Annotated in this window: 17 protein-coding genes; 12 read left to right on the top strand and 5 right to left on the bottom strand. The window is 38.8% G+C overall.

The features are described from left to right. Window positions 1-46 precede the first annotated feature (46 nt). Entirely contained in the window at window positions 47-547 is a 501-nt protein-coding gene (locus BN67_RS01340; protein WP_019222364.1) for a type III secretion system chaperone family protein, read from the bottom strand. A 363-nt stretch (window positions 548-910) separates the two neighbouring features. After that, window positions 911-1,174 carry an accessory factor UbiK family protein gene (locus BN67_RS01335; protein WP_019222363.1) on the bottom strand — a complete coding sequence of 88 codons (264 nt, stop codon included), beginning with the start codon at window positions 1,172-1,174 and terminating at the stop codon, window positions 911-913. 277 nt (window positions 1,175-1,451) lie between these two features. Here BN67_RS01335 and lgt point away from each other — a divergent pair, with 277 nt between their 5' ends. The 4 genes from lgt to BN67_RS01315 all read left to right on the top strand — a co-directional run bounded on the left by lgt (window position 1,452) and on the right by BN67_RS01315 (window position 5,903). Further along, on the top strand, window positions 1,452-2,330 hold the full coding sequence (gene lgt / locus BN67_RS01330; protein ID WP_019222362.1) for a prolipoprotein diacylglyceryl transferase: 879 nt from the start codon (window positions 1,452-1,454) through the stop codon (window positions 2,328-2,330). Then, the gene (locus BN67_RS01325) at window positions 2,305-3,393 is read left to right on the top strand and encodes a class I SAM-dependent methyltransferase (protein ID WP_019222361.1); all 1,089 of its coding nucleotides are present in this window, start codon (window positions 2,305-2,307) and stop codon (window positions 3,391-3,393) included. The genes lgt and BN67_RS01325 overlap by 26 nt, the downstream gene beginning before the upstream one ends. A gap of 106 nt (window positions 3,394-3,499) precedes the next feature. Continuing rightward, complete coding sequence (gene pgeF, locus BN67_RS01320) at window positions 3,500-4,279, top strand: peptidoglycan editing factor PgeF (RefSeq protein ID WP_019222360.1); 780 nt, start codon at window positions 3,500-3,502, stop codon at window positions 4,277-4,279. Between the two features lie 691 nt (window positions 4,280-4,970). Beyond that, window positions 4,971-5,903, top strand: coding sequence for a ribose-phosphate pyrophosphokinase (locus tag BN67_RS01315; protein ID WP_019222359.1), 933 nt, complete (start codon window positions 4,971-4,973; stop codon window positions 5,901-5,903). Here BN67_RS01315 and BN67_RS01310 read toward each other — a convergent pair. Then, on the bottom strand, window positions 5,900-7,411 hold the full coding sequence (locus tag BN67_RS01310; protein ID WP_019222358.1) for a helicase HerA domain-containing protein: 1,512 nt from the start codon (window positions 7,409-7,411) through the stop codon (window positions 5,900-5,902). The two genes, BN67_RS01315 and BN67_RS01310, sit on opposite strands and share 4 nt — an antisense overlap. 277 nt (window positions 7,412-7,688) lie before the next feature. On the opposite strand from BN67_RS01310, the gene BN67_RS01305 reads away from it, so the two are divergent. Further along, entirely contained in the window at window positions 7,689-8,306 is a 618-nt protein-coding gene (locus tag BN67_RS01305) for a 50S ribosomal protein L25/general stress protein Ctc (RefSeq protein ID WP_019222357.1), read from the top strand. Between the two features lie 122 nt (window positions 8,307-8,428). Further along, window positions 8,429-9,010 (top strand): aminoacyl-tRNA hydrolase, encoded by a 582-nt coding sequence (gene pth, locus BN67_RS01300; protein WP_019222356.1) that lies wholly within the window; start codon window positions 8,429-8,431, stop codon window positions 9,008-9,010. 186 nt (window positions 9,011-9,196) lie between these two features. On the opposite strand, the gene BN67_RS15390 is transcribed toward pth, so the two are convergent. Further along, complete coding sequence (locus BN67_RS15390; protein ID WP_019222355.1) at window positions 9,197-9,337, bottom strand: hypothetical protein; 141 nt, start codon at window positions 9,335-9,337, stop codon at window positions 9,197-9,199. Window positions 9,338-9,948: 611 nt separating this feature from the next. Here BN67_RS15390 and petA point away from each other — a divergent pair. From petA to BN67_RS01275, 4 genes are all read left to right on the top strand, one after another. Next, entirely contained in the window at window positions 9,949-10,497 is a 549-nt protein-coding gene (gene petA, locus BN67_RS01290; RefSeq protein WP_019222354.1) for a ubiquinol-cytochrome c reductase iron-sulfur subunit, read from the top strand. A 4-nt stretch (window positions 10,498-10,501) separates the two neighbouring features. Beyond that, window positions 10,502-11,758, top strand: a complete 1,257-nt coding sequence (locus BN67_RS01285) for a cytochrome b (RefSeq protein ID WP_019222353.1) — start codon at window positions 10,502-10,504, stop codon at window positions 11,756-11,758. Then, complete coding sequence (locus BN67_RS01280; protein ID WP_019222352.1) at window positions 11,752-12,630, top strand: cytochrome c1; 879 nt, start codon at window positions 11,752-11,754, stop codon at window positions 12,628-12,630. Before BN67_RS01285 ends, BN67_RS01280 begins: the two co-directional genes overlap by 7 nt. Window positions 12,631-12,740: 110 nt before the next feature. Further along, window positions 12,741-13,181 carry a PRC-barrel domain-containing protein gene (locus BN67_RS01275; protein WP_019222351.1) on the top strand — a complete coding sequence of 147 codons (441 nt, stop codon included), beginning with the start codon at window positions 12,741-12,743 and terminating at the stop codon, window positions 13,179-13,181. A 1,264-nt stretch (window positions 13,182-14,445) separates the two neighbouring features. On the opposite strand, the gene ychF is transcribed toward BN67_RS01275, so the two are convergent. Then, window positions 14,446-15,549, bottom strand: coding sequence for a redox-regulated ATPase YchF (gene ychF / locus BN67_RS01265; RefSeq protein WP_019222349.1), 1,104 nt, complete (start codon window positions 15,547-15,549; stop codon window positions 14,446-14,448). 265 nt (window positions 15,550-15,814) lie between these two features. Between ychF and BN67_RS01260 the strand changes: the two genes are divergently transcribed. Then, complete coding sequence (locus BN67_RS01260; RefSeq protein WP_026088104.1) at window positions 15,815-16,558, top strand: L,D-transpeptidase; 744 nt, start codon at window positions 15,815-15,817, stop codon at window positions 16,556-16,558. A gap of 1,206 nt (window positions 16,559-17,764) precedes the next feature. Continuing rightward, window positions 17,765-18,250 (top strand): tRNA (cytidine(34)-2'-O)-methyltransferase, encoded by a 486-nt coding sequence (locus BN67_RS01245; RefSeq protein ID WP_019222345.1) that lies wholly within the window; start codon window positions 17,765-17,767, stop codon window positions 18,248-18,250. The last annotated feature ends 386 nt before the right edge of the window (window positions 18,251-18,636 follow it).

The raw sequence follows: 18,636 nt of genomic DNA, 5'->3' as shown, positions 1-18,636 counted from the left end.
AGACTTTACAAATTGTCTCTAAAAACCATTCAACACATGAGAGAATTTAGGCATTTCCTACAGTTTCAAACAAACTATATTGGAGAGCTTTGCTAGCGCTTTCCCCACTCCAAGCAACCATCTGAAATGCAGCATAATGGCTTTCACAGACTCTAAGCGCGTGTATCAACAATGTTTCAACCTGAATATGAGAGGCATGAACTCCCCCAGCCAAAAGAAGCCCCTGCCGATAAATAACGGAATGATTTCCCTGCCAATAATCAAAATGTCCCAACAACAATTTTTCATTAATTGCCAACAATAAGCGATGCACTTCCGTTGTTCGAGCATTTTCAATAGAAAGGTCAAAAGCACAAGACAAATGAAGAGCCTCCTGCTCCTCCATCCATGAAAAAGCAAGACGGTAGGTTGTCCGTTTTCCTTCTACACAAACACGAATCTCATCTTGCACATCCCGTTCAAATGACCAATCATATTTACAGGCAATCTGTTCGATAAAATCAACCGGATGCTCTTCTCTCGTCATGGCGCAAAATGCAAGCCTCATCATTAACCCTCAATCTTATGAATAAAGTTATCAACAGAATATAAAACGCCCCCAACCGTAACAAAATTTTGCTACAATTAAAGCTTTTACACCAAACAAATACACATTAAAAACATGGACAACACACAACACCAAGAAGCCAATAACGCTTCCTGCAAAAACTTGATAACAAAAAACGAATCACCAAGCCTTTTCAGTGTATTGATACAATTTCGTAGTACTAGCCCCCCTGATTCAAAAAAAGCGTTTTTTTACAAAAAACGAATCCTCAAAAATAGAAAATCTGCTCTAACAGACTTAAGACTAAGCATTTTTCAGTTTTATATATCATACTGAAAAATTGGGGATATTTTTTTATAAAAACTATTTTTCTTCTTTTTGCGTCTGTGTTTTTTCCAAATCATCAAGACGTTTTTTTAAATCAGCATGATCAGCATAAACTTTCAGAAGCATCTCTCTAAAAGTCTCAAATTCTTCGCGTGAAACAAGATCAAGTTTATTTGCTATATTTTCAGCCTGTAAACGAAAAGCGGTTCCAGCTTCACGTCGTATACCTTGTGCAACATCGGCAGCATCTGTTGCCAATTTTGCAAATTCATCAAGAATACGGTTTGCCCCATTACGCATCACATTTTTCCTCAAATTTTAATTATTAACCCACGCATTATAACGTATTTTCAAAATATTTGGATACTGCATTTGTTCCTTTTATCCTATAAATTTTACCGAATTATACAGATTTTGTTTTCAATCTTTTTACATTTTTTTACCATAAAGATTTTCGTATTCAAATTCAGTGGAAACCTGCTACTTTCCCAGCTTGACCATTGTGCATTCATCTGTCATTTCTAAGCGCCATGTCCTCTTGATATAACATGTCATCTTAATGTAAAATGCTTAGTTAATGAATAATTTTCCTTGCCCAGCCATTGCTTTTCCACCTTTTCTCGATCCTGTCATTTTTCATTTAGGCCCCATAGCCCTCCATTGGTATGGGCTTGGTTACGTCGTGGGTATTCTTTTTGCTTGGTGGTATGCACAAAGATTGTTAACAAAAAAATCTCTATGGTGTGCCAACCACCCTCCTATAGAGAAGAAAAAGATAGGAGATTTTGTTGTTTGGTCTACGGTTAGTGTCGTTGTTGGTGGTCGTTTAGGACAAGTGCTTGTATGGAACCCCGCCTATTATTTTAGCTACCCAAGCGCCATCATAGCAGTATGGGATGGAGGCATGTCCTTTCATGGTGGTCTCATTGGCATCATCGTTGCAATGATCTTGTTTGCCCGTAAAAATAATATCCCCATACGTGCAATGTTTGATATCATCGCTGCAGGTGCTCCCATCGGTATCGGCATTGTACGCATCTGCAATTTCGTGAACCAAGAGCTATGGGGACATGTTACCACACAGCCTTGGGCTATTTGCTTCCCCCTCGATCCTTATTATCTACCGCGCCACCCAAGCCAACTTTATGAAGCACTCATGGAAGGCTTCCTTCTCTTTATCATTTTATTTATACTTATTTTTGCATTAAAAGCATTAAAACGCCAAGGCACAGTAGCGGGAACATTTATTATAGGCTATGCGATAGCACGCAGTATTTCCGAAATTTACCGTGCACCTCAAGAAGATCCAGAATGGTTTTTTAATCTTTTTCATACAACTGGATTCACCTATGGCATGGCTTTATCTCTTCCTATGTTTCTTCTGGGTATTTATCTTCTTCTTCCAGCTTTCAAACATAAATCGATCCCAAATGACTCTTCTCAAAGAAAAAATTAAAGAAATTATTGCGCTTAATGGAGCAATAACTGTCAGCCAATATATGATGTTGGCACTCACGGACCCCCAATTTGGCTATTATCAAACACAAATACCTTTTGGACGCACTGGTGATTTCATCACAGCACCTGAAGTGAGCCAATTATTTGGAGAAATGATTGGTATTTGGACCCTCGCAAACTGGAAAGCACATAGCTGTCCTCGTCCTTTTATTCTCGCTGAAATAGGTCCAGGACGTGGAACCCTGATGGATGATATTTTACGTACCATTCAAAAATTATCCCCGACAGCATTTAACGCTGCTGAAGTGTTTCTCATTGAAATAAGTAAAAAGCTTGCAGAAGAACAAAAAAAACAGCTTTCCTCCTATCAAAAACAGATCCATATCCTTGAAAACTTTGAACAAATCCCCTCAAGACCGCTCTTCTTAATAGCCAATGAGTTTCTTGATACCCTCCCCATAAACCAATATATTAAAATCAATGGTGAATGGAAAGAACGCTGCATTACAATGGATCAAAATGGAGATTTTGTCTTCATTGCTTCCTCCCATAAACTTCCCTCTTCTTGCTTACAATCCTACTGTTCTGAAGTTCTTGATGGCACAATTTTTGAACATGCACCCTCACGCTATCAATTCATACAACAAGTCAGCAACCATTTAATGCAAGCCACAGGTTCTGCGTTGCTTATTGATTATGGTTCTTCTGATCTTGCATTTGGTGACACACTGCAGGCACTCTCAAAACACGAGTTTCGTGATATTTTTGAGTCCCCAGGTGAACATGATTTAACATCACATGTTGGTTTTTTCTTTTTAAAAAAAATAGCCCTTGAACAAGGCTGTTTTGCTGAAGTTATCGAGCAAGGGGATTTTCTTGTTAAAATGGGAATTTTAGAACGTGCAGGGCAACTTGGAGCCAACAAAAATGCTATACTCCAAGCAAGAATCTGCCAAGATGTCAAACGACTAGCGGGACCAGATCAAATGGGTAAATTGTTTAAAGTCTTATCTGTGAGTGATAAAAATATCCCTCTCCCCCCTCAATTTGAGTCCCCATAGAGAATACTCCTATAATAGACACTCCCAATAAATACACATTGACAAATATGGAACCTCCCCACCCACCGTCTCATTATGACAATAATCATCCATGTAAGGAGCTTTTATGAACTCTGATCCTATCCTTGCAAAAGATCTCTTTTCTTTACACAAACGTGGAATAACACATGGTTTTTTTACACGCCAACATGGTGTTTCAAAAAGCCTTGACAAAGCCCTTAATGGAGACAACAGTTTAAACAATCAACCAGAACATATTGCACAAAACCGCATTTTGATTGCCAATTATTTTGGTGTTGGGGTGCAAAACTTGGTCACGGTCAATCAAACACACTCTTGTGAAGTAATCACAGTTCATCAAGCTTTTACCAGAGAACCGCCTCAAGCTGATGCCCTTGTTACCACAAAAAAAGAATTGGTCATTGGCATTCTTACAGCAGATTGTGGACCAGTTCTATTTGCTGATGCACAAGCAGGTGTCATCGCTGCAGCACATGCAGGCTGGCGAGGAAGCCTCAATGGAATTATAGAAAAAACAATTTCTGTTATGGAAAAACAAGGAGCAAAACGCAACGCTATAACAGCCGTTCTTGGCCCCTGTATTGGTCCTTGCCATTATGAAGTAACAAGCGAATTTTACAATCAATTTATGAATTCCCATAAAAAGTTTCAAAAATATTTTTTAAAAACAGATAAAATCAATCATTTTCGCTTTAATCTATGGACATTCATTGTCGATCAATTGCAAGAAGCAGGAGTCCGTGCTTCTTGTGTCAAACTTTGCACCTATCAAGATGAACAACGCTTTTTTTCCCATCGCCGTGCGATACACCGTAATGCGCCTGACGATGGACGGCAAATTTCCGCTATTATGCTGAAAGATTAAAAACAGTCTTTTTTCACCCATTAAATAAAGGAAGCTTTCTTTGATAGTTCCTTTTCACCAAAAGCGCATTTATGGGCTCAAGAAATATAAATATTTTTTCTGTTGTTTTTTCAATATTTCCTTGTGATAGTAAACAAAATGAACTCTTGTCGCACACATTGATTTATAATGTACCTCTGAATATTGTAAGATTTTCTCATCTCAAACCTTTTTCATGTTGAATTAATTTTATTCACTTGGTTTTACGCCGTAAACGGAATTGGCATGAGGATAAATGAAAAAAGAAAGGAGGAAAAATGCCTCTCATGAACTCGCCCTCATGCAAGGGCTATCACAATCTCATGAGTTGGCAAATATACCATGAGCTGGTAAATATCATGATGGTGCCGGCTTGCAACATGGTTTTTTTTCCATATTTCATACATGGAACATCAAATGATTATTGAAGTTGTTTTTTATAAAATTAAAAAATAAAAAAACCTTATCTAATGTCTAGATCTCGACCTCATCGTTAAAAAACTCTGCTTTAAAACAACAAAAATTTTGCAAAAAGCAAAAACAAAATGCCTTCCCCTTTAACAATGAGGAATAAAATTGTAGGCTTTCGCAATTGTTGCCTTGCAATCTGGTAATAAGAAGTTAAAAGTCGTACTATATTATACTTTACCCTAAACTACTCAGAGGTTCTACTATGAAGCTTTTCTGCGGCAATTCTAATCCACGCCTAGCTGAGGATGTTGCCAATTATTTAAGCATTCCTTTAGGTAAAGCGACCGTAAAGCGTTTTGCTGATCAAGAAATTTTCGTAGAATTACATGAAAATGTACGCGGACAAGATGTGTTTGTTTTGCAGTCAACATCTTATCCTGCAAATGATCACTTAATGGAATTACTCATCATGATTGATGCACTTCGCCGTTCTTCAGCGCGCCGTATCACAGCTGTTATACCCTATTTTGGTTATGCCCGCCAGGATCGTAAACCTGGACCGCGGACCCCCATTTCTGCAAAACTTGTTGCTAACCTGATTACTGAAGCAGGCGCACATCGTATTTTGACATTGGATCTTCATGCAGGACAAATTCAGGGCTTTTTTGATATTCCAGCGGATAATCTCTATGCTGTTCCGGTGATTTCTCGAGATGTCAAAATGCATCACTCTCTTGAAAATGTTATTGTTGTTTCCCCTGATGTTGGTGGTGTTGTGCGCGCACGTTCCCTTGCCAAACGCCTGAACAGTTTGCTGGCTATTGTGGATAAACGTCGTGAACGTCCTGGTGAATCAGAAGTTATGAATGTTATTGGAGATGTGTCTGGAAAGGATTGTCTTTTACTTGATGATATTGTTGATTCAGGTGGAACGCTGTGCAATGCAGCAAGTGCACTCCTCAAACATGGTGCCAATAGTGTCACAGCTTATATTACACATGGTGTTCTTTCCGGCGATGCTATCGAACGTATTACCCATTCAGAAATGAAAGAATTGGTGATTACAGATTCAATTATGCCAACACAAGCCATTGAAAAAGCACATAATATCCGTGTTTTACCAATTGCCGACCTCATTGGGGAAGCAATTGCAAGAACAGCAGCAGAACAATCTGTTTCAAGTTTATTTGGTTAAACTTCCCCCTTTGGATCTCCTGGTGCAGTTTCTACCCCAAGATCAGGGAAAGCAACAATGCGCAGACCATTAAAATGCGTATGAATAACAACGAGTCCACGTTCTTCAAAGTAGGTTAAAAGCCGGCGTGCACGGCTTAAAGAATGGGTTCCATAAAGACGTGCCAAAAACGTGTCTGATGGGCATGGTTTCCCATTCAAAGCGGCCTCTGCAACATTTAAAAAAACACCTTGAACATCATCTTCCAAATTTTCTGAAAGAAGCAAAATGCGTTTCCAATTTTCACTTTCAGCAGTTTCTTCATCAACAAAAGCCTGAGCAATAGCCAATTTACGCCGAAATTGTAAAAGATTTAAAAGATCACCTGAGAGACCATGAATACGACAACGAACCAAAAAATCTTGATAAAGCACCGCTGTCGAGCGATAAAAGGCCTCAGGATCATCAAGAATTTCTCGAATAACACGTTCTGCTTGGCTATCGCGCTTCCCTACAGAGAGTTCAGGAAATAAGCTTGGTTTCTCTTCTAACAATTCTTGTTTTTTATGCACAGCCTCTTCTAACATCTCATGAACTGATTTTTCTCTCACCAATTCTTTTACCGGCTCTCGTAATTGTTTAAAGGGCGTTAAAACCTCTTCTGGCGAAGCCGTAAAAACGAGCTCTTTTGCATCCACCCGTTCCGTAGGAAGTGGCATGAGCTTGGGGCTAGAAGAACGCGCCAATGTTTCAACAGGACCAATAATGATCGGCAAAGGGCGTCGTGATAAAGCGGGACCTAAAGCAATAAAATGCCCTCGCTCAAGATCTCTAAACATTTCTGCTTGACGACGCTCCATTCCCAAAAGATCAGCCGCACGCACCATATCAATATCTAAGAAAGTTCGTCCTATTAAAAAATTGGACGCTTCAGCAGCCACGTTTTTGGCAAGCTTTGCCAAACGCTGGGTTGCAATAACACCTGCAAGACCACGTTTACGCCCCCGGCACATAAGATTTGTCATAGCACTCAACGAAATCTTACGTGCCTCATCAGACACTTCTCCCGCTGCAGTTGGGGCAAACAATTGTGCTTCATCAACCACAACAAGCATGGGATACCAGTAGTCACGTTCCACATCAAACAATGCACCAAGAAAGGCACCCACAGCACGCATCTGCTGTTCAGTCTCTAGACCTTCAAGATTAAACACGACCGAAACCCGATGTTGACGAATCCTATGGGCAATACGTGTCAGTTCTAGTTCGCTGCGTTGAGCCTCAACAACGACATGACCAAATTTATCTGCCAAAGTAACAAAATCGCCCTCTGGATCAATCACACAATGTTGCACCCACGACGCACTTTGTTCAAGAATCCTTCGAAGAAGATGTGATTTTCCTGAACCAGAATTTCCTTGCACAAGAAGACGTGTCGCCAATAACTCTTCAAGATCAATAAATGCTGGCTGCGATTGACGCAAAGCATTACGTTCTGCCATCTCCCCCAAGGCGATCTCTACCTTCATAATATCTCCAGTATTTGCTTGTGAATAATTAGCGCATTTTTATAAAATAAACTGCCCTTGTAACATTTCCTCTTCCTTAACGGTAGAAATCATCGATTTTTCCCACAACTCTTGCATCTGAGAAGAGTTTGAATTATAGAACAGACTTCTGCGTAGACACCCTTGGAGGCAACGCAGAGTGAAGCAGTCGCTGCTTGGGTAGCGTATATCTTCATATCCATGCAAAAACTGCTGTTGGTTTTTGGTGGATCTCCAATCATGTAAAAGGACTTAAATTATGAGCAAAAACTATACTCTTAAGGCCGAAACACGCGAACGGGTTGGTAAGGGGTCCTCCCGCGAACTTCGCCGTAACGGTCTTATTCCAGCTGTCATTTATGGTGACAAAAAACCACCTCTGGCAATCACAATTCCCTATAAAGAAATTTTCTACAAAATTCATGCTGGTGGCTTTCGTACCACCGTTGCAACCATTACAATTGGCAAACAAAAAATTATGGTTTTGCCAAAAGATTATCAATTGGATCCCGTGCGTGATTTTCCTTTACATGTAGACTTCCTCCGTATTTCAGAAAAATCCGTCGTGGAAGTGAATATTCCTGTACACTTCCTCAATGAAGATACAGCGCCTGGTATTAAAAAAGGGGGCGTTCTTAATATTGTTCGCCACGAAATTGAGTGTACGGCTCCAGCCAATGCTATCCCTGAAGCGATTGAGATTGACCTCTCCAGCTACTCCATTGGTGATTCGATCCACATTTCAGCAGTGCAACTGCCAACGGGTGTTACTCCAGTCATCCAAGATCGAGACTTTACCATTGCAACCATTGCAGCACCTGCAGGCATGGATGTCAGTGATGAAAGTACCAAACAAGAAGATAGCAAAACAAATTAACCAACTTCAGCAGGCGGGGAAAATTCCCGCCTTAACTTATAAGACATTTACACATTTCTCACATTTTTTAAGTAACGTCTTAGGTATTTAACAAACCTCTCACTTTTTGACGGAAAGCGCACATGTGGCTTATTGCTGGCCTTGGTAACCCTGGTTCACAATACCAAAATAACCGTCATAACATCGGATTCATGGCTGTTGATGCCATTTACCAGTCTTTTTCTTTTTCACCATGGTCGAAAAAATTTCAAGCTGAAATCGCTAACGGCCTCATAAAGGATGAAAAAATTTTTCTTATCAAACCTCAAACTTTTATGAATCTCTCTGGGCAAGCCATTGGTGAAGCCTTGCGGTTTTATAAATCAGATTTAAAAAATTTGATTATCATTCATGATGAACTCGACTTACCAGCGGGGAAAATACGTGTAAAAATTGGTGGAGGAAATAATGGACATAATGGTCTAAAATCCATTGATGCTCATTGCGGCACCAACTACTATCGTCTACGCTTAGGAATAGGACGCCCCAATTCCAAAGATCTTGTTCACCAGCATGTCCTAGGAAATTTTACAAAATCCGATAAAGAATGGTTATCCCTTCTCTTAGAGGCACTTGCACAAAACGTACCACTCCTCATAAAAGAAGACAAATCCCTCTTTATGAATGAAATCTCACACGCAATGAAAAATAAAAACATACAATAATAAGCGCATATCTCTAGCCAAAATAAACCAACGCTGTTTTGTGCAATTCTCATGCGCAATACTCTTTTGAAAAGAAGAAGCAATTAAACCAGCAAATCAACGTCATGACATAAAATGTGAAGATAGCCTCATTTTGGGAGTAGATGACGTTGTAAAGGTGAAAACCAATCTTCGGACTTAATCCTTTCATTCAGCTTTACAACTTTCAAAAATCTCTAAAGCAATGTCTTTGAGATCATGAATATACCGCATTGCCTCACGCTTTTGTTTCTCACGTTCTTTAATGAGATCATGACCTTCCCAAAACACAACACTATCGTGTTGCACATTAACGGACTTCTTTTAAAGAGACATCTCTTAGTACTCCTAAACCCATGTCGCATCGTCGTGGATGAATTGTATAGCGATAAATCCATTGAACACCACATCTTCACACTTATTAAAAGGGAAAAGCCAGCACCCTCATTCTCTTTACCAGTTCCCAATTTATTTACGAGCTCTTATAGTTTTATGAGAGTTCTTGTATGAAGGTGTTCATGAGAGATATTTTTCCTTCGTTCTTTTCTCGTTTTCCTCTCATGCCAATTCCGCTTATGGCGTATAGGTTAAGTGAACAAAATTGTTCCAACATAAAGAAGCTTGAAATGGGAGAATCTTACAATATTCGGGGTTATGCCTTAAGGTCAATAACGACAAATTATTTTTCTAAATCAATGTCTTGTTCTTATAAGATTTGAGAATACTTAAGGAAAAACTCATGGGGTGCATTGTTGTTTATTGAAGTTTCATTTAGAGAGAAGAGAATAAATTGTATGAGACGGTATGGCATCTTTTTCTGGAGTATTTTCTGTTTTTTAGGAGGATTGAGTGATCACAGATTGTACAATGAGAGAGGGTATGGTAAAAAAGGTGTCTTATAGGCTCTTTAAGTTAAGGTAATGGGTGAGCAAACAAGACGGGACTTTTTGTTTTTGGTAACTGGTGTTGCAGGCGCGGTCGGGGCTGGTGTGGTTGCTTGGCCTTTTATCCAGCAGCTGCGTCCTGACGAGTCTGTTTTGGCATCTTCTTCTATTGAGGTTGATCTTGCAGATATTGAAGAAGGAATGTCGGTAACCGTTAAGTGGCGTGGACAGCCTGTTGTTATTCGCAATCGCACTGCACGTGAAATTTCTGAAGCACGCGCTACAAAATTGTCTGTTCTTAAAGATCGTCAGGCACGCAATCCTAATCTTGAAGATGAAAAAGAAGCGACGAACTTTGCACGTTCGGCAGGAAAAGGGCGAGAGAATTGGCTTATTCTCATTAATCTTTGTACGCATCTTGGCTGTGTAACACTTGAACAATCAGGTAAATTCGGAGGGTGGTTGTGTCCCTGTCACGGATCTGTTTATGATACGGCTGGAAGAGTGCGCTCAGGACCTGCTCATTATAATTTGGCTATTCCACCTTATCAATTCCTTTCTGATACTTTGCTGAAAATAGGATAAGGTGATGACGAAATTTTCTCCCTATTTGCCTAAAAATGCTTTTACCCGTTGGCTGGATAAGCGTTTGCCTTTTCCGCGTTTTTTTCACAATGTCTTTGTTATTTTTCCTGTTCCACGTAACCTGAATTACTTTTATACATTTGGTGGCATTTTGATCGTTATGCTTTTGTCACAGCTTTTAACGGGTTTCGTATTATCACTCCATTATGTGCCAGATGTTCACTTGGCTTTCGAAACAGGCGAACGGTTTAGGCGTGAGGGACAGTTTGGTTGGCTCTTTCGTCCATGGCACAGTGTGGGATCTTCCTTCTTTTTTATCGCTGCGTATATTCATTTAGCGCGCGGACTTTATTATGGTTCTTATAAAAATATGCGTGAAATGGTTTGGGTTACGGGTATTTTTATTTATATCATTATGATGGCTGTAGCGTTTTTTGGTTATGTGTTGGTTTGGGGGATGATGTCTATTTCTGCGGCTTCAGTGATTGCAGGTCTTTTCAAAGCTATTCCGTTGGTGGGGACGTGGTTATACGAGACACTTCTTGGTGGTTATAGCGTAGGGCAGCCTACACTGAATCGTTTTTATGTTTTCCATTATTTTTTATCATTTGTTTTGCTTTTTTTTGTGGGGCTTCATATTTGGGCAATCCACCATGTTGGACAGAGTAATCCTACCGGTCTTGCAATACAATCGGATGAGGAAACTGTTCCTTTTGTACCCTATGCGTTTGTTAAAGATATCTTTGCCATTACTGTTTTTTTGCTCTTTTTTTCGTGGTTTTTGTTTTATATGCCAGATTATATGGGGCAGGTTGAAAATTATAGTGTTGCTGATCCTTTAAAGGCACCTCTTCGTGTGATTCCCGAGTGGTATTTTTTACCTTTTTATGCAATGCTGCGTGCCATAACTTTCCATATTGGTGTTCTTTCATCAAATTTTTGGGGTGTTGTTATCTTAACAAGTTCGGTTTGTATTTGGTTTTTTGTTCCATGGTTAGATCGCTCTAAAATATGTTCTGCAAGATATCGACCTTTTTATAAAATTTTCTTTTGGGTGTTTATTGTTGATGTTGTTTTTCTTGGTTGGCTGGGAACACGGGAAATCAGTGAGAATATTCTTTTATGGACGCAAATGGCGACGGCTTATTATTTTATATTTTTTCTCATTGTTTTGCCGGTCTTATCTATTTTTGAAAAGAGTCATTTGCTTCCTGCTTCAATAACTGAAGATATGAAAAAGAAAAAAAATAAACTATGGTAAATGCTTTTATTGGATTGATTATTATAGCAGCGATAAGCTTTCCTTTTCAGAGTGTTGCTGGGAATATCTCTGATAAAGAGGAAACGATTGTTTCTTTTCCCTCACGTGCTCCTAAAAAACAAGAATGGAGTTTTTCAGGTCCATTTGGAGTTTATGATAAGGCGCAGTTACGGCGTGGATTAAAGGTTTATAGACAGGTTTGTTCCAATTGTCATGGGTTAAAATATGTGGCTTTTCGTGATTTAAAGGCTCTTGGTTATGATCAGGAACAGATTAAGGCGTTTGCAAGGCAATATGAAGTGAGCGATGGTCCTGATCGAGAAGGAAAATCTTTTAAACGTGCTGGCATTATAACAGATTATTTTCCTTCTCCTTTTGCCAATGAAGAAGAAGCAAGATTTATTCTCAATGGTGCTTATCCTCCAGATTTGTCATTGATGGCACGTGCACGCGCCGTATCTTCGCCGTTTCCTGCTGTTATTTTTGATATATTGACTCATTATAATACTGCTGGTCCAGATTATATTACAGCGCTTTTAACAGGATATCAGAAGGTGCCAGAAAACACAAAGATTTCTGATGGTTATTGGTACAATCCTTATTTTATTGCCAGTAATAGCTTTGCTATGGCGCCTCCTTTGAGGGATGGTATTGTTTCCTATGAGGATAAAACTCCTGAAACAGTTGAGCATTATGCGCGTGATGTTTCTGCTTTTTTAATGTGGGTTGCTGATCCTCATATGGAGATTCGTAAAAAAACAGGTTTTCGTGTCATCTTGTTTTTAATCATTTTTGGCGGACTTGTTTATCTTTTAAAGACCCGTATCTGGTATGGTTTAGAGAAGACGTTTGAAAGGGAAACAAAAGACTGAAAAAGAAAAAAGATAAGAGACAGTTGTCTTGAAAGAGTGAAGGGAACAAATCTGGTTATGAGGCATTGAGACTTTGTCAAGAAAAAGCAAAGTAAAATGGAGATGTTAAAATGAAGAAAATTGGATCTACTGCTCTTATATCAGTTTTGATGGTTTCTAGTGCTTACGCCCAGTCTTTTGAAGTTCCTGTTAAACCTGAAACGATTTCTGCGACTGGGAGCGTGCATGTAGGGTCAGAGATGTCTGTGCGTTACGTTACACCCTTAGCAACGGATTTTGTTGCTTCAAGTCTTATCGGTGCAGATGTATACAATATAGAAAATGAAAATATTGGTGAAGTAAAAGATATTATTCTGCGTGAAAATAACATTGCAGGGTTTGTTATTGCTGTTGGCGGTTTCCTTGGGATAGGGGAGAACTATGTGGTTGTTTCTCCAGAAACAATTCAGATGACAAATGATTATGGTAAGTGGAAGCTTATTACGAATGCGACAAAAGATTCCTTAAAACAAGCTCCTACATTTAAATATGAAGGGCGTTGGTCTCGCTAGTTTTTCCCTCTATTGATAAAACAGCTGTTGTCATAATGCGTGATAACAGTTGTTTCTGGGTGAAAGCATTCTTGAAAGATTTTTATTATTTACTCTCAAACATTGTTATATTTGTTTTGAGAGGTATAAAATATTTTAAACTGTGTGCATATGAGAGACTCATGTTTAACAAGGTGATCTTGCTGTTTTACACAGTGTCTTTTTGTCTCAGATGGTTTTTGCTTAAAGAGATATTTCTTGTTGCTTCCCAGTGTATTTCATGATGACACCGCTTGTGAGAGATATCTTGAGGAATAGTATGAGAATATAATACAAAATTTATGATGTAGCATTCTCTTGGTATTTATAAAATATTCAGTTGGTGCCATTGTTTTTTTCAATAGCCAATGGTGTGATGGATTTTTTCTTGAGAGGGGAAGAGCCATTGTTCTGAAATGATTTTTATCTCCCTATTCATTTCACTTATGATGATGACAACTCTACTGGTGATGTGACAAGGAGATTGAACACAAAAATGGCTCTAGGTGAGGGAATTTCACAGTGTTTGCTATTCTCGTTTCATATGCGAAAAGAGGTATTATTATTTCACAATAAACCATGAATTCTCTTTATAAGAAATGTGCTCTTTACCTTCTCTATCTTCCACCGATTGCGCATTAATGAGATCATATTCTTCACGTAAAACAGAATGCCAGCGTGTCGCACATTCACGGGTGTTTTAAAGAGACGTTTCTTAGTATTCTTAAGTACATTTCGCTGCGTCTGTGTGAATTGTATAACGATAAATTCACCGAACACCACTATCTTCACATTTGTAAAGGTGAAAAGTTGGCACCCTCATTTTCTTTACCAGTTCATAGTATATTTACAAGCCTATAATGTTGTGACAGCTCTTGCATGAAAGCGGTTCATGAGAGGCGTTTTTCCTCCTTTCTTCACTCATTTCTATCCACATGCCAATTCCGTTGATAGCGTAAAGCCACGTGAAAAAAATGATTCAACATAAAGTTGTTTGAAAAGAGAGAAACTTACGGATATTCGTGGTTATGATTCAAGGTAAAAATGATAACAATATTTATAGATCAATGTGTTGACCCTATTTTAAAATAAATGCGATGAACGTGCCCAAGAGGGTATTGTTGTTGAGGATGTTGTTTTGTGAAGGGGCGCTTTTGCAGGCTTTAGAATAATTTCATCATACGATTTTCTTCTTATGTCAGATATGAAATAGCTAAGACATGAAATAGCGAGATGAAGTGGATCCTTAAGTATTATGTTTAAATAAGATGATATCACCATCTTGCACGATATATTCTTTTCCTTCATCTCGGGCTTTTCCTGCTTCTTTTGCGCCGTTTTCTCCACCAAGAGCAATGTAATCATCATAGCTAATGGTTTGAGCACGAATAAAGCCCCGTTCAAAGTCTGAATGGATAACACTGGCGGCTTGGGGGGCTTTCGTGCCACGGGTGATTGTCCATGCTCGTGTTTCTTTAGGACCACAGGTGAAATAAGTAATGAGATCAAGCAAAGAATAACCAGCGCGAATAAGGCGGTTTAGACTTGGTTCAAGGAGATCTAGAGTATGAAGATACTCGGAGACTTCTTCTTCATTAAGTTGGGCAATTTCAGCTTCAATGGAGGCAGAAATGATAATGCTTTGCGCATTTTGCTCCACTGCCATTTTTTCGACTAGTCGGGTCAAGCTATTTCCATGAGCGGCGTCATTTTCGCTGACATTGCATACATAAAGGACAGGTTTGGACGTTAAAAGATTCAAACTATCAAGGAGGCAGCGTTCATCGGAAGAGATATCTTTGAGTAATAATCGGATAGAACTTCCCTTCTGAAGTAAATTGAGTGCTGCTTCTATTATGGGGAGAATTGTGAGAGCTTCTTTATCCTTTCCACTTGCACGTTTACGGACTTGTACGATTCGTCTCTCAAGACTTTCAAGATCTGCAAGCATAAGTTCCGTTTCAACCGTTGTCGCATCAGAAACAGGATCAATGCGCCCCTCTACATGGGTAATATCTTCATCTTGGAAACAGCGTAAAACGTGAATGATAGCATCGACCTCACGGATATTGGCTAAAAATTTATTGCCTAAACCTTCACCTTTTGAAGCGCCACGTACAAGCCCAGCAATATCAACAAAACTAATACGTGTGGGAATGATTTCTTTTGAACCAGCGATAGAGGCAATTTTAGCCATCCGCAAATCCGGAACAGCGACTTCACCAGTATTGGGTTCGATGGTACAAAAAGGATAATTGGCAGCTTGTGCTATGGCTGTTTTTGTGAGTGCATTAAAAAGTGTTGATTTACCAACATTAGGTAATCCCACAATACCGCATTTAAAACCCATGAATTGCCTTCTTTTCTATTGTTTTTGATCAAGGTAACACTTCTTTGGCGTTTTTATAGCATATTTTAAGAAGAGTAATAGTTTCCTGTTGCTGTGAGTAGAAAAAATCTATCTTGTGAGAAATGATTGCTTTTTTTCATGATCTTCTTCATTGCAGAGACTTTCAAATTAACTTTAACAATATGCTAAGTTTTTTATAGTATCTGAGTTCACATGAAGAATTAATTTGCGTTTATATGAAAAATTCATTGGAGAAAATGTAAGAGTGTTATCTCGTCGTGCCTTTTTAATTGCAGCACCTTTGGCTTTGGTTGGGTGTTCTACATATCGGTCAGATTTGTCATTTGTTCCTTCTCAACAAGTGCAACACGTTCCAGCAGAAATGCAGGCTTTGTATGGACCTGTAACGAATGAGCCTTATTTATTGCCAGCTATTGATCTTTCGACAATTGATCCAAAATTTTGGCGTCAAAAGGTGATTTATTATACCTCTTATCCACCAGGAACATTGGTTATCGATACGCAGGAATGTTTTCTTTACCTTATTGGGGAAAATGGCATGGCTTTGCGTTATGGTATTGGGGTTGGTAAGGAAGGCTTAGCATTTGCAGGTGAGGCCGTTGTACAGCGCAAGCGCCGATGGCCAAGTTGGGCTCCTACTGTGGCAATGATGGTGCGGGAACCAGAACGTTATGGTCATTTGGCAAAAGGAATGCCTCCTGGGCCCGATAACCCATTAGGAGCGCGGGCACTGTATCTTTTCAAAAATGGTCAGGATACGCTTTTCCGTATTCATGGTTCGCATGAGTCGTGGTCAATTGGTCGTGCTATTTCAAGTGGTTGTATTCGTCTTTTGAACCAAGATATCATTGATCTTTATAACCGTGTTCCCGTTGGAGCACGCGTGGTGGTGTTGCAAAACAGTGCGCAGACATTTGGATTTTACAATCAAAAGTCAGATAGTTTCGATCCACTAGAGTCGACTATTCGTTCCGATGGATCTTATTAATCCCCAAAAAGAATAAGCTTGGTGCGATTCATACAATACATTGATTTGTAAGGATAATTTGTTGTTATGCAATTTGAATCATATCCACGAGTATTGTAAGTTCTCTCCTTTCAAACCTTTTTCATGTTGAATCAATTTTGTTCACTTGGCTGTCAGCCATAAGTGGGATTGGCATGAGGGTAATATTATAAAAGGAGAGGGAAAATGCCTCTCATGACCTGCCTTCATGTAAGGGCTATTGCAACATCCATGAGTTTGTAAATATACTGGGAGCTGGTAAAGAGAATAATGGTGCCGACTTATATCTTCATAACTTGTACCTTCATAGAATACCATCAAATTTCTTCATATACTCTTTCTAAACTGCCCATTGCAAAAGAGCAAAAATCCCTTCAAAACAAAAAACATAGTTTCAGTCAATTCACGCAATATGAGAAAATCTTCATCCATAGGAAATAATTGCCCCAGATATTACCTCTCTTTCCAAGATCAAAATTCTACATCAAACCCGCTTCAGCTGCTGATGAAAACCGTAAAACTAAATGATAGAGCATGAGAAAAAATTCAGTAAAATCAATTTTATATCTAGATAAATTTACGAGCAGCTGTACCGACAAATCAACTTCTCATGCGTCGCAACATCTAACGCATGTCATGAAGTTTTGCGAACAAAGCCATTCTGGACATCCTTTGACAAAGATCAATTCTCATAATCATCTAAAACGATAACAAGCAGGCACCATTATTCTCTTTACCAGCTCCCAGTATATTTACAAACTCATGGATGTTGCAATAGCCCTTGCATGAAAGCAGTTCATCAGAAGTATTGTTACTTCTTTCTTCTATAGTTTTTACCCATACTCCAACCCCGCTTATAGCGCACAAGCAAGTAATAGGAATTGATTCAACATAAAGAGTTTTTAAATAAAAGAATTTTACGACATTCGGAGTTATGATCAAGGTAAATAATAACAATCCATTCTTAGTATTGTCATATGTGTAACACCCAATCTTTATATGGAACAAATGATCCATGGTCATCCTTCACCACTCATCTCATCATAAACCTTGTGCATAACGTTTTCCATAACATCAAAAAATAATTAGCCACCCCGTGCGAAAATCATATGCTTTGTAATGATATTTTTTAAAATACGCGACAGAACTTCTTTACAAAGAAGAGGAAGAAATCATACTATATGGAATATGACACTTCACATTGCTCTTTTCCAACCCGATATTGCTGGTAATACGGGGACAATTTTGCGTCTTAGCGCTTGTTTTGGTTTACATGTACACATCATTGAACCAGCCGGCTTTAATCTCTCAGATCGCAGTCTTAAACGAGCAGGGATGGATTATCTTGAATATGCCTCACTAGAACGACATATTGATTGGCAACATTTTCTATCCACCATGAAACGCTTCAATCGTCGTCTTTTACTTTTAAGCACAAAAGCAGAAACATGCTATACGCAGATATGTTATCAAAAAAATGACGTCTTACTTTTTGGTCGTGAATCAGCAGGAGTTCCCGATTATGTTCACGAATCTATTGATTCTGCATTAAAAATTCCCATGCAACCGCACGCACGCTCTTTAAATCTTGCCATGAGTGTGGCTATAACAACAGGAGAAGCGCTTCGCCAAATTGGCTATAATAAAAGCACAGAAACTTCCATTAAAAGATAAAAAACTTCCATTAAAAGATTCAATCTATTGATAAAAATATCCGTTCTTTACACATAAGTTATAGTTTACAAAAAGTGCTCTCCTCTTTTTACAGATCATAACAGCATTCAACTATAGTTCTGGCAACTATACCACTGCCCCAAACTTCACTTCCCCTCCTTTGACAAACTCAAGAGACAACACCTACAAACTAAAAAGAAAACATCAGAATCTAAAGAAATTCGTTGAGAATTAGATATATAACCACACCCCCGCCTCATTCCACTCCTAACAAGCAAGTGATGCGAGAATGGTTTTTCTCAAAAGAATAACAAAATGATCTTTTAAAAATTAATCTTATAAATCGATTTTTTCTAATAATGCATGACGATCCATCGAAAACCCGC

It is taken from the genome of Bartonella rattaustraliani AUST/NH4 (genome assembly GCF_000312565.1).
GTDB classification, from domain to species: domain Bacteria; phylum Pseudomonadota; class Alphaproteobacteria; order Rhizobiales; family Rhizobiaceae; genus Bartonella; species Bartonella rattaustraliani.
This window is presented reverse-complemented; position numbering and strand designations above follow the sequence as displayed.

What these genes read in the sequence shown, in the direction of transcription:
- BN67_RS01340 (WP_019222364.1), bottom strand. Translation starts at nt 547, where the DNA reads ATGAGGCTTGCATTTTGCGCCATGACGAGAGAAGAGCATCCGGTTGAT.
- BN67_RS01335 (WP_019222363.1), bottom strand. Translation starts at nt 1,174, where the DNA reads ATGCGTAATGGGGCAAACCGTATTCTTGATGAATTTGCAAAATTGGCA.
- lgt (WP_019222362.1), top strand. Translation starts at nt 1,452, where the DNA reads ATGAATAATTTTCCTTGCCCAGCCATTGCTTTTCCACCTTTTCTCGAT.
- BN67_RS01325 (WP_019222361.1), top strand. Translation starts at nt 2,305, where the DNA reads ATGACTCTTCTCAAAGAAAAAATTAAAGAAATTATTGCGCTTAATGGA.
- pgeF (WP_019222360.1), top strand. Translation starts at nt 3,500, where the DNA reads ATGAACTCTGATCCTATCCTTGCAAAAGATCTCTTTTCTTTACACAAA.
- BN67_RS01315 (WP_019222359.1), top strand. Translation starts at nt 4,971, where the DNA reads ATGAAGCTTTTCTGCGGCAATTCTAATCCACGCCTAGCTGAGGATGTT.
- BN67_RS01310 (WP_019222358.1), bottom strand. Translation starts at nt 7,411, where the DNA reads ATGAAGGTAGAGATCGCCTTGGGGGAGATGGCAGAACGTAATGCTTTG.
- BN67_RS01305 (WP_019222357.1), top strand. Translation starts at nt 7,689, where the DNA reads ATGAGCAAAAACTATACTCTTAAGGCCGAAACACGCGAACGGGTTGGT.
- pth (WP_019222356.1), top strand. Translation starts at nt 8,429, where the DNA reads ATGTGGCTTATTGCTGGCCTTGGTAACCCTGGTTCACAATACCAAAAT.
- petA (WP_019222354.1), top strand. Translation starts at nt 9,949, where the DNA reads ATGGGTGAGCAAACAAGACGGGACTTTTTGTTTTTGGTAACTGGTGTT.
- BN67_RS01285 (WP_019222353.1), top strand. Translation starts at nt 10,502, where the DNA reads ATGACGAAATTTTCTCCCTATTTGCCTAAAAATGCTTTTACCCGTTGG.
- BN67_RS01280 (WP_019222352.1), top strand. Translation starts at nt 11,752, where the DNA reads ATGGTAAATGCTTTTATTGGATTGATTATTATAGCAGCGATAAGCTTT.
- BN67_RS01275 (WP_019222351.1), top strand. Translation starts at nt 12,741, where the DNA reads ATGAAGAAAATTGGATCTACTGCTCTTATATCAGTTTTGATGGTTTCT.
- ychF (WP_019222349.1), bottom strand. Translation starts at nt 15,549, where the DNA reads ATGGGTTTTAAATGCGGTATTGTGGGATTACCTAATGTTGGTAAATCA.
- BN67_RS01245 (WP_019222345.1), top strand. Translation starts at nt 17,765, where the DNA reads ATGACACTTCACATTGCTCTTTTCCAACCCGATATTGCTGGTAATACG.